We start from the raw sequence: 20,602 nt of genomic DNA, 5'->3' as shown, positions 1-20,602 counted from the left end.
CGGAAAGACCCTGTGCACCTTTACTACACCTTGACATTGGGTGTCGGAAGGCTCTGTGTAGGATAGGTGGGAGGCTGTGAGACCGGGCCGCTAGGTCCGGAGGAGCCGACGTTGAAATACCACCCTGATCGTTCTGATATTCTAACCTGGCCCTGTCATCCAGGGCAGAGACAGTGTCTGGCGGGTAGTTTGACTGGGGCGGTCGCCTCCCAAAAGGTAACGGAGGCGCCCAAAGGTTCCCTCAGGCTGGTCGGTAATCAGCCGTCGAGTGTAAAGGCAGAAGGGAGCTTGACTGCGAGAGCGACGGCTCGAGCAGAGACGAAAGTCGGGCTTAGTGATCCGGTGGTTCTGCGTGGAAGGGCCATCGCTCAACGGATAAAAGGTACGCCGGGGATAACAGGCTGATCTCCCCCAAGAGTTCACATCGACGGGGAGGTTTGGCACCTCGATGTCGACTCATCGCATCCTGGGGCTGAAGCTGGTCCCAAGGGTTAGGCTGTTCGCCTATTAAAGCGGTACGAGAGTTGGGTTCAGAACGTCGTGAGACAGTTCGGTCCCTATCTGTTGTGGGCGTAGGAGAGTTGAGAGGGGCGTTCACTAGTACGAGAGGACTGTGAAGGATGAACCTCTGGTGTGCCGGTTGTCGTGCCAACGGCAGTGCCGGGTAGCTATGTTCAGTTGGGATAACCGCTGAAAGCATCTAAGCGGGAAGCCTGCCTCAAGATAAGCTCTCCCGGGGCGCAAGCCCCCTAAAGGACACTCGTAGACGACGAGTTTGATAGGCTGGGTGTGGAAGGCTCGTGAGGGCTGTAGCTAACCAGTACTAATCGTCCGTGCGGCTTAACATACTTTGCTCCTGATAGACGTGGTCTCACGAGGAATGAATTAAATTTCCTCAAATGTTCCCGGTGGCCTTACCGGAGGGGTCACACCCGTTCCCATCCCGAACACGGAAGTTAAGCCCTCCAAGGCCGATGATACTGCTGCCGTGAGGCAGTGGGACAGTAGGACGCTGCCGGGTTACAAAAAGAGCCTGCTCGATTCATCGGGCAGGCTTTTTTATTTTCTGATCCATCGTGGCCTTGGGGTGGTCACTACGCCTTCCTTTTGCCGAGCCCGTTCCTTTACCATGTGGCATATCCCCATTCCGAGAGTGGTTTAGCATAGGCATGAAGACGAAGACGACCTTTTCTTGTCAGGCTTGTGGGTACCAAGCTCCTCGATGGCTTGGGCGTTGTCCGGATTGCTCCGGCTGGAACACCTTTAAGGAAGAACGCGTTGTTTCACCGCAAAAGGGACGCCCCCTCGCAGGGAATGTAACAGCCGCTACGCCTGTCCCGATTACAGACATCGAAATCGTCGGCGAGCCTCGGTCAAGCACCGGATTAGCTGAATTCGACCGCGTCCTCGGTGGCGGCATCGTGCCAGGGTCGGTCATCCTCATCGGTGGGGATCCCGGCATTGGAAAAACCACGCTCCTCCTGCAAGCCCTTCCGCGACTGGCCGGCACCAGCGATCAAGTACTCTACGTGTCCGGCGAAGAGTCGGCTCGCCAAATTAAGATGCGCTGCGAGCGGCTGGGGATTGTCGATAAAGCGCTCTTAATCCTCGGCGAAACGTCCCTCGAACAGATTCTGCGGGCGATTCAGGATGTTAAGCCCGTGGCTGTTGTCGTTGACTCCATTCAGACCGTCTATACGGAACAAATTACGTCGGCACCCGGAAGTATCAGCCAGGTTCAAGAGGTAGCGGGGCAACTCATGTGGTTTGCCAAGCGCAGCAACGTACCGGTTTTCATCATCGGCCACGTGACTAAAGAAGGCGCGATTGCCGGGCCTCGCCTGCTGGAACATATCGTCGATACGGTGTTGTACTTCGAGGGAGACAAGAGCCACAGTTATCGTATCCTGAGAGCGGTTAAGAACCGTTTCGGCTCGACAAATGAAATCGGTATGTTCGAGATGAAGGAGGGAGGGCTGGAAGAGATCGACAATCCGTCGGAACTATTCCTCGCAGAACGGCCGCAACGCACCACCGGCTCGGTGGTGGTCTCCAGTCTAGAGGGGACGCGGCCGATTCTGGTCGAATTGCAAGCCCTCGTGTCCGCTACCAGTTACGCCATGCCCAAGCGGATGGCCAACGGCGTCGAGCCCAATCGGTTGTCGCTCCTGTTGGCAGTGATGGAGAAGCGGTTGGGGATGCATCTGTCCGGACAGGATGTGTACATCAATGTAGTCGGGGGGATCCATATCGACGAGCCGGCGATCGACCTAGGCATTGTCACGGCGGTCACGTCCAGTTTGCGCGAGCAGCCCATCGATTTTGCGACGCTCGTCATGGGAGAAGTAGGGTTGGGAGGAGAGGTGCGGGCCATCAGCCAGGCAGAACTTCGGATTCGCGAGGCGGCCAAGATGGGATTCAAACGTTGCCTGTTGCCGGAGCGCAACGTCGCCAAGCTGGAGCCCATTGAGGGGATCGAATTAATAGGTGTACATGAAGTGGGGGATGCACTGGATGCGGTCTTGGCTTAGGCAGGCATCGGCGAGGTGGGGGGGATACCTTGCTGTCTGGCGTCTCTGGGCAGTGTTGCTTGCGGCGCTGGTTGTCGCTCCGCTGCCTGGCTGCACACTGTTCATCACCAGAGACGAAGGTCCTCTCCGGCAGGCCACCGCCGAGCAGTTGACTGCCCGATTGGAGATTCAAGCTCAGGAACTCAGGACGATTAAGGGGCTGTTCAGTGCCAAGATTACGGGAGGCATTCTTCCTATCGGTCAACGAGTGCAGGGTACGGTCTTCTACCAAAGGCCGAATGCGATTCGACTGCGAGGGTTTACGGCAGTAGGGAGTGAATTGTTCGAGTTCGTCCAAATCAACGATCACTTTAAACTCCGACTTCCGACCATGGGGCGTGAACTGGCCGGCCGCCCTTCCGAAGCGGATCGGCTCGGGGCCCTGACCCGCCCGTTTCGATTGAGTGTCTGGGCGATGAGCGGGATTATCGGCACGCAGGCCGTTGGACCTCACGAACAGACCAGGCTGACGGAGGAGGGAGATCGCTATCGCCTGGACGTGCTGACTCCGGCTGGTTCCGCTCAGGGCGAACTCGCGGTGAGCCGACAAATTTGGTTTGAGCGTCACAATCTCCTGGTTGTGCGAGAGGATAGGTTGACATCGACAGGAGAGGTTGAGGCGACCATGCAGTTTGAGGATTATCGACCGGTCGGCACGGCAAACAACCTCCAGCCGGCCAGCGATTCTGTTCCTGTCGCGGAGCAGCGGATTCTCCGTCCCTTCGCGATTCGTATGACGGACGGCCAAGGTCCTGGAAGCCTGCAGGTGACGTTTCACGAATTGATTCCGAACGAGCCGATCACCGCGAATGAGTTAGGGCACGTATGACGCTGGCGAGTCCATTCCAGTTTCTCGCCTTGGATACGGCGACGTCATGGCAGACGGTGGCGTTGCTGCGGGATGACCAAGTGTTGGCGCAGATCGAGCAGAATGCCGAAGGGTCGCATGCGCGCTCGTTAATGCCTGCCATTCACCGAATCTTGAAGGGCGCCGGCCTCTCTCTCCGCGACCTGCAAGGCGTGGCCTTGTCGATCGGCCCTGGATCCTTCACCGGCTTGCGTGTCGGGCTCGCGACCCTGTTGGGATTTCGGGCGGTCTTGGGGGTCCCGATTGTGCCGGTACCGACCTTGGAAGCGATGGCCTGGAACCTGCGACAGTCGCCGGGGCGATTGATCCCGGTCATCAAGAGCCGACGCAATGAAGTGTACTGGGCTGCCTACGAGTGGTCCTCCGGGGGAAGGTTGCGAACCTGCATTGCCGAGCAGGTCGGGTCTCCGGCCTCGGTGGTCAGGGCGGTGGAGCAAGGGCGAGTCTGCACCGTCTTCGGCGATGGCTGGTTGGCTTACGAGCAGGATATCCGCGAGGCCTGGGGGCAAGCCGGGGTGTGCAACGGACCCTGTGCGCCGGAAGTTCACCGTCCCTCAGCCGTGAGTGTCGCTTTGGCCGCGAGAGAGCGATTGCTTGCCGGTCAGATAGCTGATTCGACTGTGGCTCCACGGTACGTCCAACGGACCGAGGCAGAGGTGATGTTCGACGCATTACAGGAGCAGTCGCCTCTGGAACGAAGACGGCAGCGCATCGCGCGAAAGTTGGGGGCGGGCAAAGGTGGAGTTGGGCGCACGCGATGACCTCCTCCTCGCTCACGATCGAGCCGGCAACCGCCGACATGCTCGATGAGGTTTTGGCTATCGAACAGGCTTGCTTCTCCTCCCCTTGGACGCGCAAAATGTTGGCGGCGGAGTTGTCGGGTAATCCCTTTGCCCATTTTGTGGTTGCACGGGCTGTCGACAGTGGGGGGGGACAAGGCAACATCGTCGGGTATTTGTGCTTTTGGATCGTGTTTGAGGAGCTGCGGTTGATGAATCTCGCGGTGCTCGCCCCGTTTCGCAGGCAGGGGGTGGCGAGGCGACTGGTGTGTACGACCATACAGACCGGCTTGGAACAAAGTGCGAATCGGGCTCTGTTGGAGGTGCGGGCGTCGAATCACGAGGCCCAGGCCCTTTATGAGCGACTAGGATTTCGTCGGACTGCCATGCGAGCGCGGTATTACGTGAATCCTGACGAAGATGCGGTGTTGATGGAGATGGCACCGCTCGAGTTGGGAGCCCTGTGTCGGCAGCAGCGCGAACTCCGGGAGCCGAGCGACACGACGACCGTGCATGGACGTGTGTAGTCAACCAGGAGGTGCGGCATGCAGCAGACGGAAACGGCGATTACGGAGCAGTTACGAGAGTCCAGCGTGGAGTTCCGGGCGCTCGAGGAATCCCATCATCGGCTCGATGCTCAACTGGCGGACTTGCAGCGGCGGCATGTGCTGACGCCCGCTGAAGAAGTTCTGAAAAAGCAGCTGCAGAAAGAAAAGCTCGCCACAAAAGACAAGATGGCCGAGCTCATACGATCGTTTCGTTGACGAGGGGCCTGAGGCCGCCGCATGGAGCCGATGGGCTGGTGGTCGTCATGAGGTCTCCTACGATCGAGCGAACGGTGAGTAGGCCGGAGTTTCAACAAGACCATGCTCGCACCACTGGCCGCCCATATTCAAACGCTCAAGAAGCGGCTGCTGATCATCGCGGTCACGCTGGGGGTGGCGTTTGGCGGGGCCTTTACTTATTCGGCCGAGATGGTCGCCTGGCTCAACCGGCCGTTCCCGAACCAATTGGTCTTTTACGGGCCGACGGAAGCCCTCTTTGCGTCCATCAAGGTGTCGTTTTTGGCGGGATTGGTGCTGAGCCTGCCGATCATCTTCTATCACTGTTGGAAATTCATCGAGCCGGCGCTGCTCCCGAAGGAGCAGCGCTTGGCCGTTCCACTGTTCCTGCTCGCCGGACTGCTGTTTGCGCTTGGTCTGGTCTTCTGTAATCTTGTCATCCTTCCGCTCGTCATCGAGTTTTTCGTCAGTTTCGGCATGGATCGCGACATCACCCCTGCCTTGGGGGTCGGGACCTATATCGATTTCAACGTCAAATTCCTCCTTATCTTTGGCTGTGCCTTCGAGTTACCGCTGGTGTTGACTCTGCTGGCGCGAGTTGGGGTGGTGTCGGGGGCGATGCTCGCGCACTACCGAAAACACGCCATCATGGCGGCCTTAATTGTCTCTGCGGTGGTCACGCCAGATGCCACGCTCTTTACCATGCTCTTGATGGCGGTGCCGCTCATGGTGCTCTATGAAATCGGCATCATTGGTGCCAAGGTGTTCGGTCGGGGTAGCCCCAGCCCCGACGTGAATTTGCCGCTGGATCCTGATATACCCATAAGGACGGCTGGCCATCGGGTACGGTGACTGGTCTCACGCAACCTCTCACAGGATGGTCTTTTCATGATGCGACCCTTCATGCTGTCGGCAGCCATGGTCCTCGGGACAATGAGCGGGGTGGCACAGGCGGAGCCGGTGACGAACGGGAACACGGTCGGCGGATGGGTGGTGGCGGAGAGTACGCACTCTGAACAGGGTATGCCGGGGTCCCTTGGCCAAGGGACCATCAGCATTCAAGCCCTGGCGGCGGGAAGCGGAGGCATGGTTTACGCTGGGTCTTTCGGTATGGGAATATTTCGCAGCGCCGATCGCGGCGGTGTGTGGGAGTCAGTCAACCAGGGCCTCACCGATCCCTTCATCCTCTGTCTGACGACTGCCAAGGACGGCACGATCTATGCCGGCACATTCCGCGGCGGGGTCTTTCGCTCGCGTGATGCCGGCAGAAGCTGGCAGCCGATCAACAAAGGACTGAAGCGTCTGGAGATCAAGGCGCTTATGATGGATGCGAAAGGGCTCTACGCCGGGACGGCCGACGGCGTGTACCTGCTGAGCATCGCGCAGGAGCAATGGAAGACGGTGACCACTGGTCTGGAAGAAGTCTTGGTCCATGCCCTGGCCAAGACGGGGGACGGTACGCTCTACGCCGGGACATCCGGGAAGGGGTTGCATAGCTTCAAAGAACGGGTGCCAGGATGGACGCGCCTTCGTCAGGGATTACGTGACCATGAGGGCCTCGTCGAGAATTTCATTCGAGTGATGGCCGTGGATAAGGAGCAGGATCTGTACGTCGGTACCTTCGACGGCGGGGTTTTTCGGAGCGGCGATGCGGGGAAAACCTGGTCGCCGATCAGCCGTGCGTTGCCCAACGATTCCATTCGAGGGTTAATCAGCAATGAGCGAGGGGTCTATGTCGCCACGGGACGAGGGATCTTCAAAACGGTCGACAAGGGGCGGCAATGGGTGCCGCTCAACAAGGGATTGAACAATCTGTCCGTGCAGGTCTTGATCGAGGGGGAAAAGGGCGGGTTCTACGCCGGAACGAGTTCGGGCGTGTTCCGAAGCGACGATGACGGTCTGACCTGGACGGCTGTGAGCCAAGGCTTGGAGGGGGACACGGTTGCTCCCTTCCGATTCAATTGATGCGAAAGGACATGCGATGACGGCACAGGCGACTTCACAACAGGCGACGATCAGCGTCTCTTCGAAAAACGAGCCCTGGGGACAGATCGTGCTGCGCCTGTTTCCCGATGTGGCACCGAATCACGTGAAGAATTTCGTCACGTTGGCGCAACAGGGGTTTTACAACGGAACGACGTTTCACCGAGTCATTCCAGGGTTCATGATTCAAGGCGGTGATCCCAACAGCAAGAATCCGGACCGATCCTCCCATGGCATGGGAGGACCGGGGTACCGTGTCAAGGCCGAGTTCAACAGCCGACCCCACAAGCGCGGTACTCTGTCGATGGCGCGCGCTAACGATCCGGACAGTGCCGGGTCGCAATTTTTTATTTGCGTGAATGACGCCAACTTCCTGGACTGGCAGTATACTGTGTTCGGCGAAGTGTTGAGCGGGCTGGACGTCGTCGATCGTGTGGTGAGCGTCAAGCGCGATGGGCGCGACAATCCGCTTGAGCGGGTGGAGATGACGGTCACCATCACCGAGTAACGATAACGGGCGCAGGCTGGTGACGCGTGGGGAGGGCAGAGTCCGGTGAGGGTGGGGCAGGTGTTCCTGCGCGTTGCGCCCTACCCCGCCATCGTGGCGCTGCTGGGCCTCCTGCCGGTCGGTTGCGCCATTCCCCAAGTCCCGTCCCGTACGGTCTACGAAGATCCCGTCAATTTTGTCCGGCTCGAAATCGATGCCAACGTGCTTCCGGAGTGGCCCCCCGGCCATTTCACGCATCCGGCGACGCTCACCTACGAGCAGGTGAGACGGATTCTCATGGGGCTGACGGTGCAGGAGCACCGGGCGGCGATCCAAACGTGGTTTCTGGGGGAGTCCCGACGGCTGCCGATGTTCCGCGATGCTGAAATTGCGCTCTTGGTGCCGCAGGTCGTCGAGGCCCTTCGGTTGGCTCGGGAAAACGAGCGTGTGACCTATTACCTCAGTCAGCCGGAAACGTCTATCAAGCGGGTCATCACCTCAGGCGGGCTCTATATTAAAGGCACCGAGCTGCATTTTATCCTCGGAAACTGGCAGACGGTCTATGGCATTCCGGCCTACGGGATGATCTACGACCGACGGTATCCGATGAATCCCATCGCCGCCAAGGGATTCGACCTGTTCTTCGATCTCGACCAAGCCACGGTGCACCAGAGCACCAGTTTCTGGGATTGGTTGCTGGCCAACGCGAAGGACGAGCTGGTCATCGACCTGGCCCGGGTCTTCCCGGGCCAGAACATCTGACTCTATTGCTCCTCACTCGGTCTTCGCGAAAGGGCCCTCGACTCTGTGAGGTCCTTGCCTTGAGGCATCGGTCGAGGATCGACGGCTGACGAGCAGAAGGTCGCCCAGGTCAGCCCCGCGCGAGGTATAGGCCAGCGTGACTTCGGCGATCTTGTAGTCATATTGCGTATCGGCTAGTCGTGTCTGCGCCGCCGTTAGAGCAACCTCCGACTGCGTGACCTCCACCACTGTGCCCAACCCGAGTTTGTAGCGCTGTTTCGCCAGCTGGAGGGCTTCGTTTGCCGTCTTGACCTGCTCCTCGGCCAACCTGATTTGTTGCGCATAGGTGACGGTGTCAAGGTAGGCGTTCGTCACCTGTTGTGTCAGTGCCTGTTCGATGTTGGCCGTGGCGGCCGACGCGGCCTCTTGTTGTGCGCTCGCCTCCGCAACCTGATTTTCGATCAGGAATCCGGTGAAGAGCGGCATGGACACCATGGCACCTGCCATCCACCAACTGCCCGTCTGTTGGTTTTGGCGGGGGTCGAAGGGATCGAAGGTGCCGCCGCTGGCGATGGCGGAGACGGTCGGCAAGTATTGGCGTTTCGCGGCCGTGAGTTTGGCCGTGGCCGATGCCGTGTAGTCCCGTGCTCGTTTGACCTCCGGATGCGACAAACTCTCATTGATCAGGCTGTCGAGCGGCTTTTGCGGACGCACCTCCACGGACACGTCTTCCAGCACGTAGTCGTCGGCGCCGACGATACCCATCGTGCGGTTCAAATCGGCGAAGCTGGCCTTGAGGTCATTGCGGCTCCGTACGAGCAGCGACTGGGCGTTGACCAACTCGACATGCGCCAAATCGAAATCCAATTTGGATTTCAATTGCTGACGGTAGAGTGTTTCGATTTGGCCGGCGATGATCCCGCGCTCGCGCACGGTTTCCTCCGCGATCTGGACGAGGCGACGACGCTTCAAGCTGTTGAGGTAGGCCCGCTGAACCTGCAGCAGCACGAGCGCCCGCCGCGCGGTGACATCTTGGCCTTGCGCCTGCGCGGCGAGTTTGTTCGATTCGACCAAATTGCTAGTGAAGCCGAAGTCATAGAGCCGTTGGTTGGCGATCACCCCGCCGGTGAAGGTGGTTTGATTTTCGCGGAGCAGCCCGCCGCCGATCAGAAAGCGTGGATTGGTGGCGCCCGCGCCGGCGACGGTGTTGGCATTGGCATACACTTGCGGGTAATAGAGTGAGCGCGCCTGTTCGGTTCGCGCCTCAGAGGCCTTCAAGTTGGCCAGGCCCTCCATCAGGAGCGGGTGGTATTTCACGGCCAGGTCCACCGCCTGCTGCACCCCAAGGAAACTCCCTTGCGGCAGGACCGCCGGCTCTGCGGCGTCGGTCTGGGCAAGGGGAACCGCAAGCAGGGCGGCTCCCAGCAGTGTCATGCAGCGTAACCAGCGAATCATAGGCGCCCTCCTATTTCATAGGCGCCGACGTGTGCGGCGCAGCCACGGTTGGTGGGGGCGGCGTGCCGCCCGGTACCCGTCGTTCGAATTTCTGTTGAGAGGGCTTGGCCTCAGGCAGATTAAACGGCGATGCCTGCACGACGATTCCATCCAGGAGTTTCCGCTTGCCCACGACCACGATCTCTTCGTCGCCTGTCAGTCCCGCTGTAATCTCCATCCAACGGCCGTCGGTAACTCCCGTCTGAACTGGGATCGACTTGGCTTTTCCCGCCTCGATGATGAAGAGCGACTTCCCTTTGGGGCTGCTATTCACGGCTTGAGGGGGAACGACGAGGGCCTGGGGAATCTCGCGGAGGCCAAGCGTGACCGAGGCGAACGTGCCGGGACGGAGAGCATGGTCCGGATTGGGGAGATCGACTTCAACCAGCAGGCTACGGGTGGCAGGATCGAGCGCGAGGGTCGAGCGCGTCACCGTGCTGGTAAACGAGCGGCCGGGCAATTCGGTCACGACGACGGTAGCGTTGGTCCTGCCGGGTACGATCCAGGGACTGTCGTCCTGCGGCACGTTGGCGTACACACGCACCGTGTTGAGGTCCATGATCGTAAAGAGGGGAATCGCGCCGGTCGCGGACGAGGTGGCGATTTGAATCAGAGCACCGGGATCGGCGAAACGTGCGGTGATCGTGCCGTCGTAGGGCGCGCGAACCTTCGTGTAGTCGCGCATCACGACGCGCTGCTCCATCAGGTGTTTCGCGCCTTGGTAGGCAGCTTCGGCGACATCAACATCCTGCTTCGCAATGACGTCGGGTGACTCCTTCCAGACCTTGGCGAGCCGTTCATAGGTGAGCTTCTTGATCCTATAGTCCGATACGGCCTGCTGATACTGTTCTTCCACTTCGGGCGCGTCGATCAGCGCCACGACTTGATCCTTTTTCACGTGGTCGCCCTTGTCGGGGCCGATCCACTTCAAATAGCCGGAAACCTTGGCGTAAAGCGTCGTCTGGTAGAGCGGGGAGATATTCGCCGGCAGCGTAATGGCATAGACCAGATCGCGCCGCGTGGCTTTGGTGGCCTGCACATCCACCGGAGTGGAATCCGGTACCGCGAGGGCATGATCGGTCGCCGATTCCGGTTTGGGGGCCATAGCTGGGCTTGCGGGAGTCGGTGCCGGGGCCTCGGCCGTCTGTTGCCAATAGAGGTATCCTGCTATGGCCAGGGCGAGCAGGATCGCGAGGGCCGGCCATGCGGGACGGCGAGTGGAGGGGGGCATCATGGGCGGGGCGTCCTGTTCAACCATCAAATTTCCTCCGCAGTCGCGCCGGGAGCTGTGGAAAACGGCGGGCGTTCCCGGCGATACAGAATCAAGCAGTGCATTACGGGAACGACCAGCAGGGTCATGACTGTGCTGACGGCAAGCCCACCGACGACTGCGCGGGCCAACGGCACCATGGTTTCATTGCCCTCGCCGAATCCCAAGGCCAGGGGCAACAGTCCTAAGATCGTCGCCAGCGCGGTCATCAAGATGGGACGGATACGCCGACGTCCCGCCTCCAGCACCGCCTGTTCGGCACCTGCCCCGTGACGCACCATTCGATTGGCGAAATCCACGAGTAGGATGCTGTTGGAGACTACGATGCCCATCATCATCAATGTTCCGATCATCGACTCCACATTCACGGAGGTGTTGGTGAGGTGCAGGATCAGGACCGTGCCGATCCAGCCCAACGGTACGGCCACCAGGATGATGAGGGGATCGACGAACGATCGGAACAGCGCCACCATCACGAGGTAGATCAAGACTACCGCGAGGGGTAGGGCCAAGGCGAAGTTCTGGATCGCGCTTCGCATGTTGGCGACTTCGCCGCGCAGCTGGACGGTCACGTCTTTGGGCAGTGTGATCTCGGCCAAGACCTGCTCGATGTCCTTGGCGACGCGGCCCAAGTCGTTGCCGACCGGCGTCACCAGCACGTTGATCAAGCGCGAGAGGTCGTAATGGTCCACCGAATCCGGGCCGGTTTTGAATTTGAGCCCGGCCACGTCACGCAACAAGACCGGTGGTCCGCGCCGGTCGTCGCCCGAGGCGTAAAATCCGCTGGTCAGTTCCATTTGCCGTCCGGCGAAGGGCGTGTTCTGAAGCGCCAGGGTCGACCCCTGGATCCCGCTCCCCGTCAGGCTGGCCGTCGGCAGCAACGGCGTGCGCGCGCCGATGATCGGGATGTTCAGCAAGTCTTCCGTGCTGGTGAGGGATTGTTCCGGATATTGCGCGAGCAGGAAGTAGCCGTTGGCGGTCTTGGGATCGAGCCAGTAATTGGGCGAGAGGGCCAGGTTTGAACTGATGCCGGTTACGACGTCGACGACGATCCGGTTCTGATTGATGCCGTAGTAGGCCGCCTTGGTGCGATCGACGTCGATATGCAATTCGGGATAACTCTTGCCCTGTTTGATCCGCACGTCGACCGTATTGGGCACCTGGGCGACCCGCTGTTGGATCTGCTCGGCCACCGGCCTGATGACATCCAAGCTCGGTCCCTTCACCTGGATGTCGATCGGAGCCTTGAGCCCGAAGTTCAGCACATCGCTGATGATACCGCCGGTCTGGAAGGCGATCTCCACGCCGGGCAGCGCGGTCTTGAATTTGCCGCGCAACTCTGCAATGTAGTCCTCCGTGTGGCCTGTGTGGCCCGTGACGAGGTTCACGAGCACGAAGGCCGTGTGGTTGCCGGTGTTCGGGGCGAAGCGCGCGGCATCGCCGTAGTAGAGGCCGGTGTTGGAAATCACCTCCTCCAAGTCGTCTTTCGGGATCGTGTCGTGGATCAATTGTTCCACCTGCGCCACGATGGCGGTCGTCTTTTCGATGCGCGATCCTTCGGGTGCAATGACCAGCATGGTGAAATTGCCCGCATCCACCTTGGGGAAGAATTCGCTGTGAAGTTGCGGGATCACCAGAAAGCCGGTGGCGACAAGGGTGAGGACGGCCAGCCCGATCACGACCGATTTAAAGCGTACGCCGGCCCTGAGCAGCGGCTCGTAGATGGCCAGCACGTACCGGAACCAACCTTCCCCAGCCGACTCTTCGTGGCTCGAGGCCTTGCCGTGGCCTGCCTGATAGAGCCAGGCCAACACCACGGGCGTCACCGACATCGAGACGACATAGTCCGCCAACATGGCGAAGGCCACCGTCATCGCCATCGGCACGAACAGGTACTTGATGATACCCGTAAAGAACATGATAGGCAGGTAGACGATCAGGATGCAGATGGTCGCGACCAGGATGGGGAGGGTCAGTTCCGTCGCGCTGTCTTCCGCCGCCGAGCGCCCATCCTTGCCCATTTCCAAATGGCGATGGAGATTCTCCTGCACGACGATGTTGTTATCGAGCAGCGTGCCGATCACGAGGGCCAACCCTCCCAGCGTCATGATGTTCACGCTTTGGCCGGTGAGATAAAGCGCGACCAAGGCGACCGTGAGCGACAGCGGGATGGCCAGTCCCACGACCAGCGCCGCCTTCACGCTGGCCAGGAACAAAAAGATCATCAGGCCGGCCAGGCCCGCACCGAGCAGACCTTCCTTCTGCAGGTTGGCGATGGCCTGTCGGATGTACAGCGACTGATCGTAGAGAAATTTCACCGTGGTTCCGGAGGGGACTTCGGTGAGCTTCGGCAGTTTCGCGCGAACGCCGTCGGTGACCTCCAGGGTGTTCGCACCTTCCTGCCTGGTGATGGGAATGTAGGTCGCCTCGCGGCCGTTCACGCGTACGATGGAGGTTTGGATGGCTGCGCTGTCCGCTGCCGTGCCGATGTCACGGACCAGCACCGGCGTCCCATTGACCACCTTGATGGGGATGTCGTTGATCTTCTCCACCACGTCGACCAAGCTGTTGGAGTAGACGTAATAGTCCAGATCGCCGATCTTGATGTTGCCAGCGGGGATGATCGCGCTTTGGGCGTTGATCGCGCTCACCACCTCGGAGGGCGAAATGCCTCGCGCGAGCAGTCGCTGCGGGTCGAGAAACACGGTGATCTGCCGGACCTTGCCGCCCAGCGGCGGGCCGAAGGAGACGCCGGGGATCGTCGCGATCTGTTGGCGTACCGTGAAGTAGGCGAGGTCGCGAATTTCCTTCGGGCCGAGATTCTCGCTGGAGATGGAGAGCAGGCCGATCGGCAAGCTGGAGACGCCGAACTTATAGACCGACGGGGGATACACTCCCGGCGGCAGCAGTCGAATGATGCTGTAGGCGAGGCTGGTCAATTCGGATTGGGCCGCGTCGATGCCGTATTCGGGCTGAAAAAACACCTTGATGTAACTCATGCCGGCGAGGGATTGCGATTCGATGTGCTCGACGTAGCTGGCTTCGACGAACCGCTGTTCCATCTTGAGCGTGATCGCACCTTCCATTTCGGTGGGGCTCAGGCCGCGGTAGAAGGTGGTAACCAGGATCGAGGGCAGTTTGATGTCGGGAAAGATGTCGATCCGCATTTTCTGATAGGAGACGGCACCCAGGATCAACGCGATCATGCAGAACGCGAAGACGGCGTAGGGATTCTTGAGCGCGGCGCGGGTCAGCATGGGGTGGCCATCCGTCGGGTGCAGTTATGTTCCAGCCAGAATTTCCAGATGTGCAACGAGAGGCTGATCAGGTCGTCGAACCGCCCGGGCTTAACCACATATCCGTTGGCACCGGCTTGGTAACAGGCGCGTATGTCCTCCGCGTCGTCGGAACTGCTCAGCATCACGACGGGGATGTAGGCATAACGGTTGTCGCCCTTCAGTTGTCGGAGCAAGTCCACGCCGCGTTCCCCGCGCAATTTCAGATCGAGCAGAATGAGGGCCGGTTCGTCGTCGGTTGTCCGGCCGGCAAGGTACTGCAGGGCCGCCAGACTGCCGTCGGCAACCTCGAGTGCCCCTCTGTAACCGGACTGAGTGAGCGCCTGGCGAAACAACTCACACTCGCCGGGGCTGTCATCGATCAAAAGCATATGAGATGGATTTGGCATGCCGTCGGGAGATAAGCAGGAAATATGCTCCGCATGAATGTGGGAAGAATGACCTGCTGAAGGTGAGCAAAAACATTCCGTTATGCCGAAGACGCAGAAATGACGTGTCAAAGCGCGCCGGATGGCGGCGGCTGGATCTGGAGAAACTCCAGACGGGATCATGGAGTTTCTCCAGAGGGAGAGGATGAGTTTTGGCGGCTCTAGCAGCCTTCTGTTTTGACTCCTTGAGGTCTAACTCCAAGTGCAACACTGCCAGCCCGAATGGGCTACGGTGTTGCCATGCACACGAGAGCGTACACACACCTGAGTGCTGAAGAGCGTGAGACGTTGAGTCTGGGGCTGACCCATGGCCATTCGCTCCGAACAATGGCGCGGATCTTGGGACGAGCCCCGAGCACCGTGAGCCGCGAGGTAGCCCGGAACACCACACGCGGCTGTCCCTATCGGGCCTGTACAGCGCAGCGCCACGCAGGCATCCGAGCGCATCACCCACGGCGGCTTCGAAAACTCCTCGACCCGTGGTTGTGGCAGTACGTCCAGCGGCATCTGGCGGCAGGGTGCTCGCCCGAGCAGATTGCTGGACGCCTCCGCCGCATGTATCCTGACGACATGAGGAAGCGGCTGTCTGCCGAAACCATCTATGCGGGCCTGTACGTGCTGCCACGTGGCGCCTTGCGGACCGAATTGTTGGCGGCCCTGCGTCAGGCACGCAAGACGCGTCGGCCGCGCGCACGGGGGGCCGACCGCCGCGGCCAGATTCCCAACATGACCCCGATTGCCGCACGCCCTGCTGAAGTGGCGACCCGGACGGTGCCCGGACACTGGGAAGGCGACTTGCTCAAAGGTGCTCGCAATAGATCGGCCGTTGGCACCCTGGTTGAGCGGACTACTCGCCTGGTCTTGTTGGCGAAAATGGAGGGCACCGATGCCGAGAGGGCCTATCGCGGGTTCTCCAAGAAGCTTCGGCACGTGCCAGCCGCGCTGCGCTCCACCCTGACCTATGATCGGGGCAAAGAGATGGCCGCTCACGAACGGTTGGCGAAGCGTCTGACGATCCGTATCTTTTTTGCCGATCCCCATTGCCCCTGGCAACGGGGAACCAACGAGAATACGAACGGACTCCTGCGTCAGTATTTGCCGAAGGGCACCGATCTGTCGCGCTATACCCAACGGGAATTGAACGCCATCGCCTATCGGCTGAACACCCGCCCACGGAAATGTCTCCACTTTGCCACGCCCCTGGAGGTCTATGCGCAGCTGCGCCATCATTCACCCGTTGCACTTGGAACTTGAAACCGCCCTCCATTATCCTGGGCCTGGAGGCTTTCGGCCTTATTGACTCGTTTGGGAAACCTCGCTAGCCTCTAGCCCCGCCGGATCCAGCGGTCCACCAGGAGGTACGTCCATGATGCTGGTACGCTCGTTACGCTCGGCTGCGATGCTGGTCTCGTTAGTCCTTGTGTCTCTGCCTGTCCAGGCTGCACCGTTCTCTGAACCGGCCGTGGAATATTCTGCGGATAGCCGAATGGAAACCGAAGGCGGCATGACGATGAAGTCGCGCATCTACCACACTCCCGACAAGCAGCGGATGGAGATGGGGGGAGAGGGCGGCAGCGTCACGATCATCCGCAAGGATAAGCAGGTGGTGTGGCAGCTCATGGGCGACATGTACATGGAACTCCCCCTCGATCAATCGGACAGCCCCGACATGGATGGATTCGACATTCAGGAGCAGACGGAGGTCGGGGAAGAGACCATCAACGGGATGAAGACCACCAAGAGCAAGATCATTGCGACCAAGAAAGACGGATCGAAATTCGGCGGCTTCTTCTGGACGACCAAAGAGGGCGTGACCGTGAAGATGGACATGCTCTCGAAGGAAGGCGACCGCAAAGTCCGGCTCGCCAGCGAGCTTACCAACCTGAAGATCGAGAAGCAGGATCCGGCCCTGTTCGAGGTGCCTGCCGGCTATACGAAGAACGATATGGGCGCATTGATGGGGAAGGACGGTATGCCCAACCTGGAAGAGATGATGAAACAGGCCGGGCAGGAACGGTCGAAGGAACGGCGGTCGTCCCGAGACAGCGGGCGTAAAAAGTCGGATGACGACGGCCCCGTCGATATGAACCAAATGCTGAAAGGCCTCTTTGGTCGGTAGCGGAGGTGCGCGATGCGTTCGATCACGATCCTGGGCTGTGCCTTGCTGGTACTTGTCGTCACCGCCTCCGGAGCACGGGCCGACGATCCCTGTTTGGGGGATGAAGAAGCGGAGCAGGCCAAAGCGGCGGCGGCGACACTCGCGAAGGCCGAGCAGGCCGGCAAGCCCGCTGAGTTGTTCATGGCCTATCGGTCGATTCTCGGTAATGAGTGCGTCGACCGTTACGACAAACATGCGTGGGCTCGCGCCAAGGCCAACCTGCCCAAATTGGGCCGTGACCTCGCTAAGGCGGCGGAGGCCAAGGGCCTGTGGTACTCCGCCGACCCGGTTCGGGCGGATGGGCGGACATCGGCCTTTCGCTACTATGAAACGATTGGCGAGTATGCCGAAGCCAACCGCGCCATGCTGACCGCGCTCAAGGGAACGCCGGACGATCTCGCGCTCTTCAAGGCAGCCTGGACGGTCGATCAGGGACGGCAAGGCTCGCTTGATCCCAACAGCGGCGAGCGCCATCCCTATGTCTCCCCTCAGGCCTACCGCCAGGAGCTTGAGAGCAAGGCAGCCGCCAATGCCGATCGCGCGATGAAGGCGGAGGAGGCAGATGTGAAAGGCCTCTCAGGCAGCGCCGCTGAGCTGGCCAAGGCGACGATGCAATCCCTCACAAAACTGCGCAGCGCTGCCGAATGGATGGCGTTCACGCCTGCAGGTGACAAGGTCGCCAGAGAGCGGGCGGAACAACGAGGCGATAAAGTCTCCGCGCGGCCCGATTCCACCTTCACCCAGGCGCATGCCATCGCCTATTACGAATTTGCCGGATCAGCGAGCGCCAAGGACAAGCTCGCCCGGCTCAAGAAGAAGGTCGACGAATCCGCCCACGCGCTGGAAAAAGCCGGTTCCAAACTGAAGGATGCCTTCATGGAGCAGAGCGAAGCCGAGCAGAAGAAGTTCGACAAGAAAAAGGCGGATTTGGAGAAGGAACTCGGATTTTGACCCCGCTCGCTCTCGGTTAGTTCCCCGTCACGAGTACCTCTACGCTACTCACTTCCCTCTCACGACACATGCAGGCTCTTGGAAGTCGGGTAGATACGTTTGCCATACGTAATGTGGTTGAAAAATGGTGGTATTTCAATAGCTGGTAGAGCCATTTGGATCCATTGCGAGTGCGTAGTCTTCGGTATTACATATGGCCCCATTCAATAATATGGCAGCACACAGCCACGTAGTCCGCCGCAGGCCGGAGGTACACGATGCTAAGGCGAATGTCACTCACCGCATGGTTGGTGGTGCTCATCGTTGTGAGCAACACCGGTTGCAACTCGCTTCCTCAGAACATCGCCTTGAGTGCCGCGATCACGACCGCTGTGGGGACCGTGATTCCCGGCCACGATATTGAGCAAGTCTATTACCTCGGGTCGTTCGATCCGCAGGAGCAAGTGCCGCCCGCGCTGTACCGCGTCCGGGTGCGAGGACAGGCGAGCATCATCAGCTGGATGCGGTTCGGCTCCGGTTGGGTGCCGGCCGAGTTGATCGACTCGCTGGGAAGTTCGGTTGAAATCAACAAGACGGACGGCAAGATCGCGTTTACGAAGGTGGATAGCGACCAGCTTGCGAAACTCAAGATCGGGCGTCGTTTGATGCAATTCGGCCCAGAAGGATTTCGAGAAGTGCCCAAAACCATCGCCTCGTCCTTGTCATAGGATCCGATCCGGAGGATTTCTTTGCCGCCATGGACGAAGCCCTGGGGGCCGTCAGTCAAGCCAAAGCCGCTCAAGACCGTACGGCGTTGAGCCGGTTGCTGTTTGAAGCCGCCGGTACCGCCCGAGAAAGGGTGGTGGTGCAAACGCATAGATCTTTTTGCTCAGACGGTGTGATGCAGTATCCGTTCTTCAGAAACATCTTGGCCCTGCGGGTGAATGAGGTTCTGGGGCTACATGAGGAGTTAGACAATAACGGGGAGAAACGACTTAACGTTGCGCCGGGCGAAGAGCGGGGTTTGACAAGATTGACAGAAGTGTATCGAGAGCTAAGCCGCAAGTCGGACCAGGACGCTCCTGAGAACTATTCGGACGTTTTGGGGAAGAAGTTATCGCTGGCTGAACATAGGTTGATCGATGCATTGGTGGCGTTCGCTTCAAAGGTGCTCTTTTTGGCAAACCATGAGGGCTTGGCTTCGCCCCCTGGAACACCGGGCCTCCTCCTAGGTGGTGCAGAGAAACTCAATCGCGGGTTATTCGGAGATTTTTTGACGGACTACGGATTGTACCGCTTCCTTAACTCTGAATTAGCCGAGAGAAGGAAACAGCAGTATGTCCGCGTGTTGCAGGCTGTGGGCAACACCATTCTCTTTTCAGCGAATGAGTTGCGTGAGCGTGGCCGCTATCGTGAGCGTGGACTAGAGCAGGTGTCCGCCGAGGTCGCCGCCGTAAATGCGGTGTATGCGACAGAGCCGCAGAAGGTTCTGAACGATCTTGTGGACGAACTCCGGCGCGAACAGGAGATCGCGCAGAGGCAACATGATGAGGCCACGGCTCGGAAAACGGCCATCGAGGGGCAACTCGGCCGCGCCACGCCTCCGAAGACGGGTTTGCATCTCGAGGAGGAGAAGGTGCAGGCACTGGCTGATATTGGGAACAAGATGGAGCAGTTGAAGGCGGAATCCACACGGTTGGAGACCGCCATCGGCAAATGGAAGCGGTGGAGCGGTTCGGGAAGGACTCCGACGAAGGCAAAAAAACGACCGAAGCGTTGGAGAACGCCTATCAGCATCGAGCGGGGATGATCTATCTCCGGCCGTCGTCGGCCTACTTGCGGACTAGTTTTCCTTCGACTTCATTGCAGGACGATCCCAACTTGGCCTGGGACAACATGCTGCTCAAGCAGGGAATCAGGAACCTGCCCTTCTCCTCGCAGTTGCGGGATATCGTGGGCCAAGCGGGCGAGCGGGATCGCGTGTTGACGGCCGACTTAGATAAACAGTTTTGGCAAAACATCAACCGCGTGCGCGTCTCCGGAGCCGGGCGTACGAACCAGGCGCTCGTCAAGGACGATGTGGGCAATTGGTACGTCAAGCAGTACTTCGGCAATACAGAAAAGATTGTCAAGTCGGCAAAGCACCTGGTCCTCTACAGTCTGGGGACCAAGGTGCCTATCGATCTTTCCCATGAGCTGACAAAGGCGGCTCTTACGAAGGATGACTCGAAAAAGAGTGATGCCGAGAAAGAAGCGGAACTGCCGCCTCTGCAGCAGGTCTTCCTCAAACACAGGGCGGCCTACCACAGGCATACCGTCGAGCTGTCCGGCCGACTCGTGGAGTTGCATGGCAAGGATGGGGAGAAATCGCTGCATCACCAGGTGCGTACCGCCTGGGAGCGTGACGGTGAACTCAAAAAGGATACAGACCTCAAGCAGGCCATCACGTCCGCCTTGGGCGAAGAGGTGGCACAGTGGGATAAGACCCTCGAACCCTTGAAGAAAACATCGGACCAGGATCGAGGTCATGCGATCACCAAGGACCTACAGGCGCTTGCCAAGCTGGAGAAACTGTTGTCGGCGTGGATTCGGCGAAGCCGGAATGAGGAGCCAGCGAAGTCACGTGCCGCGAAAGCCGCGGAGGAAGTCCACAAGGTTGTGGCGGATGTGCTGATCCCTCTATTGGAGGACCACAAACAGGCATTGGATCGGTACGAACAGGCGGTTCTGTTTATCGGCGACGCGGCCAATCCGAAAGATCCGAAGGAGAAGCAGGGGAAGTGAATCAGTCGCGAGAGGCAGAGGAGAGGCGAACA

The 20,602-nt window shown here is 59.6% G+C and carries 19 protein-coding genes and 2 rRNA genes (1 of these 21 cut by a window edge); 17 read left to right on the top strand and 4 right to left on the bottom strand.

The window, feature by feature from the left end:
- From HRU82_04195 to HRU82_04145, 11 genes are all read left to right on the top strand, one after another.
- Window positions 1-849: ribosomal RNA gene (locus HRU82_04195) — 23S ribosomal RNA — on the top strand; it begins 2,161 nt to the left of the window's first position.
- Window positions 850-904: 55 nt separating this feature from the next.
- Window positions 905-1,021 (top strand): 5S ribosomal RNA (rrf, locus tag HRU82_04190).
- Between the two features lie 148 nt (window positions 1,022-1,169).
- Complete coding sequence (gene radA / locus HRU82_04185; protein ID QOJ34203.1) at window positions 1,170-2,531, top strand: DNA repair protein RadA; 1,362 nt, start codon at window positions 1,170-1,172, stop codon at window positions 2,529-2,531.
- Entirely contained in the window at window positions 2,515-3,399 is an 885-nt protein-coding gene (locus HRU82_04180) for a hypothetical protein (protein QOJ34202.1), read from the top strand. Before radA ends, HRU82_04180 begins: the two co-directional genes overlap by 17 nt.
- Window positions 3,396-4,199, top strand: a complete 804-nt coding sequence (tsaB, locus tag HRU82_04175; GenBank protein QOJ34201.1) for a tRNA (adenosine(37)-N6)-threonylcarbamoyltransferase complex dimerization subunit type 1 TsaB — start codon at window positions 3,396-3,398, stop codon at window positions 4,197-4,199. Before HRU82_04180 ends, tsaB begins: the two co-directional genes overlap by 4 nt.
- A complete protein-coding gene (gene rimI / locus HRU82_04170) occupies window positions 4,196-4,744 on the top strand; it encodes a ribosomal protein S18-alanine N-acetyltransferase (protein QOJ34200.1) in 549 nt (182 codons plus the stop codon). Before tsaB ends, rimI begins: the two co-directional genes overlap by 4 nt.
- 18 nt (window positions 4,745-4,762) lie before the next feature.
- Window positions 4,763-4,981, top strand: coding sequence for a YdcH family protein (locus HRU82_04165; protein QOJ34199.1), 219 nt, complete (start codon window positions 4,763-4,765; stop codon window positions 4,979-4,981).
- 102 nt (window positions 4,982-5,083) lie between these two features.
- Window positions 5,084-5,851, top strand: coding sequence for a twin-arginine translocase subunit TatC (gene tatC / locus HRU82_04160; GenBank protein QOJ34198.1), 768 nt, complete (start codon window positions 5,084-5,086; stop codon window positions 5,849-5,851).
- Between the two features lie 36 nt (window positions 5,852-5,887).
- Entirely contained in the window at window positions 5,888-6,964 is a 1,077-nt protein-coding gene (locus tag HRU82_04155; GenBank protein QOJ34197.1) for a hypothetical protein, read from the top strand.
- Between the two features lie 16 nt (window positions 6,965-6,980).
- Window positions 6,981-7,490 carry a peptidylprolyl isomerase gene (locus HRU82_04150; GenBank protein ID QOJ34196.1) on the top strand — a complete coding sequence of 170 codons (510 nt, stop codon included), beginning with the start codon at window positions 6,981-6,983 and terminating at the stop codon, window positions 7,488-7,490.
- 51 nt (window positions 7,491-7,541) lie between these two features.
- Window positions 7,542-8,231, top strand: a complete 690-nt coding sequence (locus HRU82_04145) for a hypothetical protein (GenBank protein ID QOJ34195.1) — start codon at window positions 7,542-7,544, stop codon at window positions 8,229-8,231.
- Window positions 8,232-8,243: 12 nt separating this feature from the next.
- On the opposite strand, the gene HRU82_04140 is transcribed toward HRU82_04145, so the two are convergent.
- Genes HRU82_04140 through HRU82_04125 form a run of 4 tightly spaced genes read right to left on the bottom strand, consistent with a single transcriptional unit; the run spans window position 8,244 to window position 14,641 of the window.
- Window positions 8,244-9,665 carry a TolC family protein gene (locus tag HRU82_04140; GenBank protein QOJ34194.1) on the bottom strand — a complete coding sequence of 474 codons (1,422 nt, stop codon included), beginning with the start codon at window positions 9,663-9,665 and terminating at the stop codon, window positions 8,244-8,246.
- 10 nt (window positions 9,666-9,675) lie between these two features.
- Window positions 9,676-10,962: an efflux RND transporter periplasmic adaptor subunit gene (locus HRU82_04135; protein QOJ34193.1), complete on the bottom strand. Its 1,287-nt coding sequence runs from the start codon at window positions 10,960-10,962 to the stop codon at window positions 9,676-9,678.
- Window positions 10,962-14,231, bottom strand: coding sequence for an efflux RND transporter permease subunit (locus tag HRU82_04130; GenBank protein ID QOJ34192.1), 3,270 nt, complete (start codon window positions 14,229-14,231; stop codon window positions 10,962-10,964). The genes HRU82_04135 and HRU82_04130 overlap by 1 nt, the downstream gene beginning before the upstream one ends.
- A complete protein-coding gene (locus HRU82_04125) occupies window positions 14,225-14,641 on the bottom strand; it encodes a response regulator (GenBank protein ID QOJ34191.1) in 417 nt (138 codons plus the stop codon). The genes HRU82_04130 and HRU82_04125 overlap by 7 nt, the downstream gene beginning before the upstream one ends.
- A gap of 297 nt (window positions 14,642-14,938) precedes the next feature.
- On the opposite strand from HRU82_04125, the gene HRU82_04120 reads away from it, so the two are divergent.
- The 6 genes from HRU82_04120 (at window position 14,939) to HRU82_04095 (ending at window position 20,570) form a co-directional block, all read left to right on the top strand.
- Window positions 14,939-15,952 (top strand): IS30 family transposase, encoded by a 1,014-nt coding sequence (locus HRU82_04120; protein QOJ34190.1) that lies wholly within the window; start codon window positions 14,939-14,941, stop codon window positions 15,950-15,952.
- Window positions 15,953-16,064: 112 nt separating this feature from the next.
- On the top strand, window positions 16,065-16,817 hold the full coding sequence (locus HRU82_04115) for a hypothetical protein (GenBank protein ID QOJ34189.1): 753 nt from the start codon (window positions 16,065-16,067) through the stop codon (window positions 16,815-16,817).
- Between the two features lie 12 nt (window positions 16,818-16,829).
- The gene (locus tag HRU82_04110) at window positions 16,830-17,807 is read left to right on the top strand and encodes a hypothetical protein (GenBank protein ID QOJ34188.1); all 978 of its coding nucleotides are present in this window, start codon (window positions 16,830-16,832) and stop codon (window positions 17,805-17,807) included.
- A 269-nt stretch (window positions 17,808-18,076) separates the two neighbouring features.
- Entirely contained in the window at window positions 18,077-18,514 is a 438-nt protein-coding gene (locus HRU82_04105) for a hypothetical protein (GenBank protein QOJ34187.1), read from the top strand.
- 29 nt (window positions 18,515-18,543) lie between these two features.
- A complete protein-coding gene (locus HRU82_04100; GenBank protein ID QOJ34186.1) occupies window positions 18,544-19,596 on the top strand; it encodes a hypothetical protein in 1,053 nt (350 codons plus the stop codon).
- Window positions 19,503-20,570 (top strand): hypothetical protein, encoded by a 1,068-nt coding sequence (locus tag HRU82_04095; protein QOJ34185.1) that lies wholly within the window; start codon window positions 19,503-19,505, stop codon window positions 20,568-20,570. Before HRU82_04100 ends, HRU82_04095 begins: the two co-directional genes overlap by 94 nt.
- Window positions 20,571-20,602 lie beyond the last annotated feature (32 nt).

It is taken from the genome of Nitrospira sp., from assembly GCA_015709715.1.
In the GTDB taxonomy this organism is placed as follows: Bacteria; Nitrospirota; Nitrospiria; order Nitrospirales; family Nitrospiraceae; genus Nitrospira_A.
The sequence above is the reverse complement of the archived record's forward strand: the minus strand, read 5'-3'. Positions and strand labels throughout refer to the sequence as shown.

Coding starts and splice junctions, on each gene's coding strand:
- HRU82_04165 (QOJ34199.1), top strand. CDS start 4,763: ATGCAGCAGACGGAAACGGCGATTACGGAGCAGTTACGAGAGTCCAGC.
- HRU82_04140 (QOJ34194.1), bottom strand. CDS start 9,665: ATGATTCGCTGGTTACGCTGCATGACACTGCTGGGAGCCGCCCTGCTT.
- HRU82_04130 (QOJ34192.1), bottom strand. CDS start 14,231: ATGCTGACCCGCGCCGCGCTCAAGAATCCCTACGCCGTCTTCGCGTTC.
- HRU82_04105 (QOJ34187.1), top strand. CDS start 18,077: ATGTCACTCACCGCATGGTTGGTGGTGCTCATCGTTGTGAGCAACACC.
- radA (QOJ34203.1), top strand. CDS start 1,170: ATGAAGACGAAGACGACCTTTTCTTGTCAGGCTTGTGGGTACCAAGCT.
- HRU82_04120 (QOJ34190.1), top strand. CDS start 14,939: ATGCACACGAGAGCGTACACACACCTGAGTGCTGAAGAGCGTGAGACG.
- tatC (QOJ34198.1), top strand. CDS start 5,084: ATGCTCGCACCACTGGCCGCCCATATTCAAACGCTCAAGAAGCGGCTG.
- HRU82_04095 (QOJ34185.1), top strand. CDS start 19,503: ATGGAAGCGGTGGAGCGGTTCGGGAAGGACTCCGACGAAGGCAAAAAA.
- rimI (QOJ34200.1), top strand. CDS start 4,196: ATGACCTCCTCCTCGCTCACGATCGAGCCGGCAACCGCCGACATGCTC.
- tsaB (QOJ34201.1), top strand. CDS start 3,396: ATGACGCTGGCGAGTCCATTCCAGTTTCTCGCCTTGGATACGGCGACG.
- HRU82_04155 (QOJ34197.1), top strand. CDS start 5,888: ATGATGCGACCCTTCATGCTGTCGGCAGCCATGGTCCTCGGGACAATG.
- HRU82_04100 (QOJ34186.1), top strand. CDS start 18,544: ATGGACGAAGCCCTGGGGGCCGTCAGTCAAGCCAAAGCCGCTCAAGAC.
- HRU82_04125 (QOJ34191.1), bottom strand. CDS start 14,641: ATGCTTTTGATCGATGACAGCCCCGGCGAGTGTGAGTTGTTTCGCCAG.
- HRU82_04180 (QOJ34202.1), top strand. CDS start 2,515: ATGCGGTCTTGGCTTAGGCAGGCATCGGCGAGGTGGGGGGGATACCTT.
- HRU82_04115 (QOJ34189.1), top strand. CDS start 16,065: ATGATGCTGGTACGCTCGTTACGCTCGGCTGCGATGCTGGTCTCGTTA.
- HRU82_04110 (QOJ34188.1), top strand. CDS start 16,830: ATGCGTTCGATCACGATCCTGGGCTGTGCCTTGCTGGTACTTGTCGTC.
- HRU82_04150 (QOJ34196.1), top strand. CDS start 6,981: ATGACGGCACAGGCGACTTCACAACAGGCGACGATCAGCGTCTCTTCG.
- HRU82_04135 (QOJ34193.1), bottom strand. CDS start 10,962: ATGGTTGAACAGGACGCCCCGCCCATGATGCCCCCCTCCACTCGCCGT.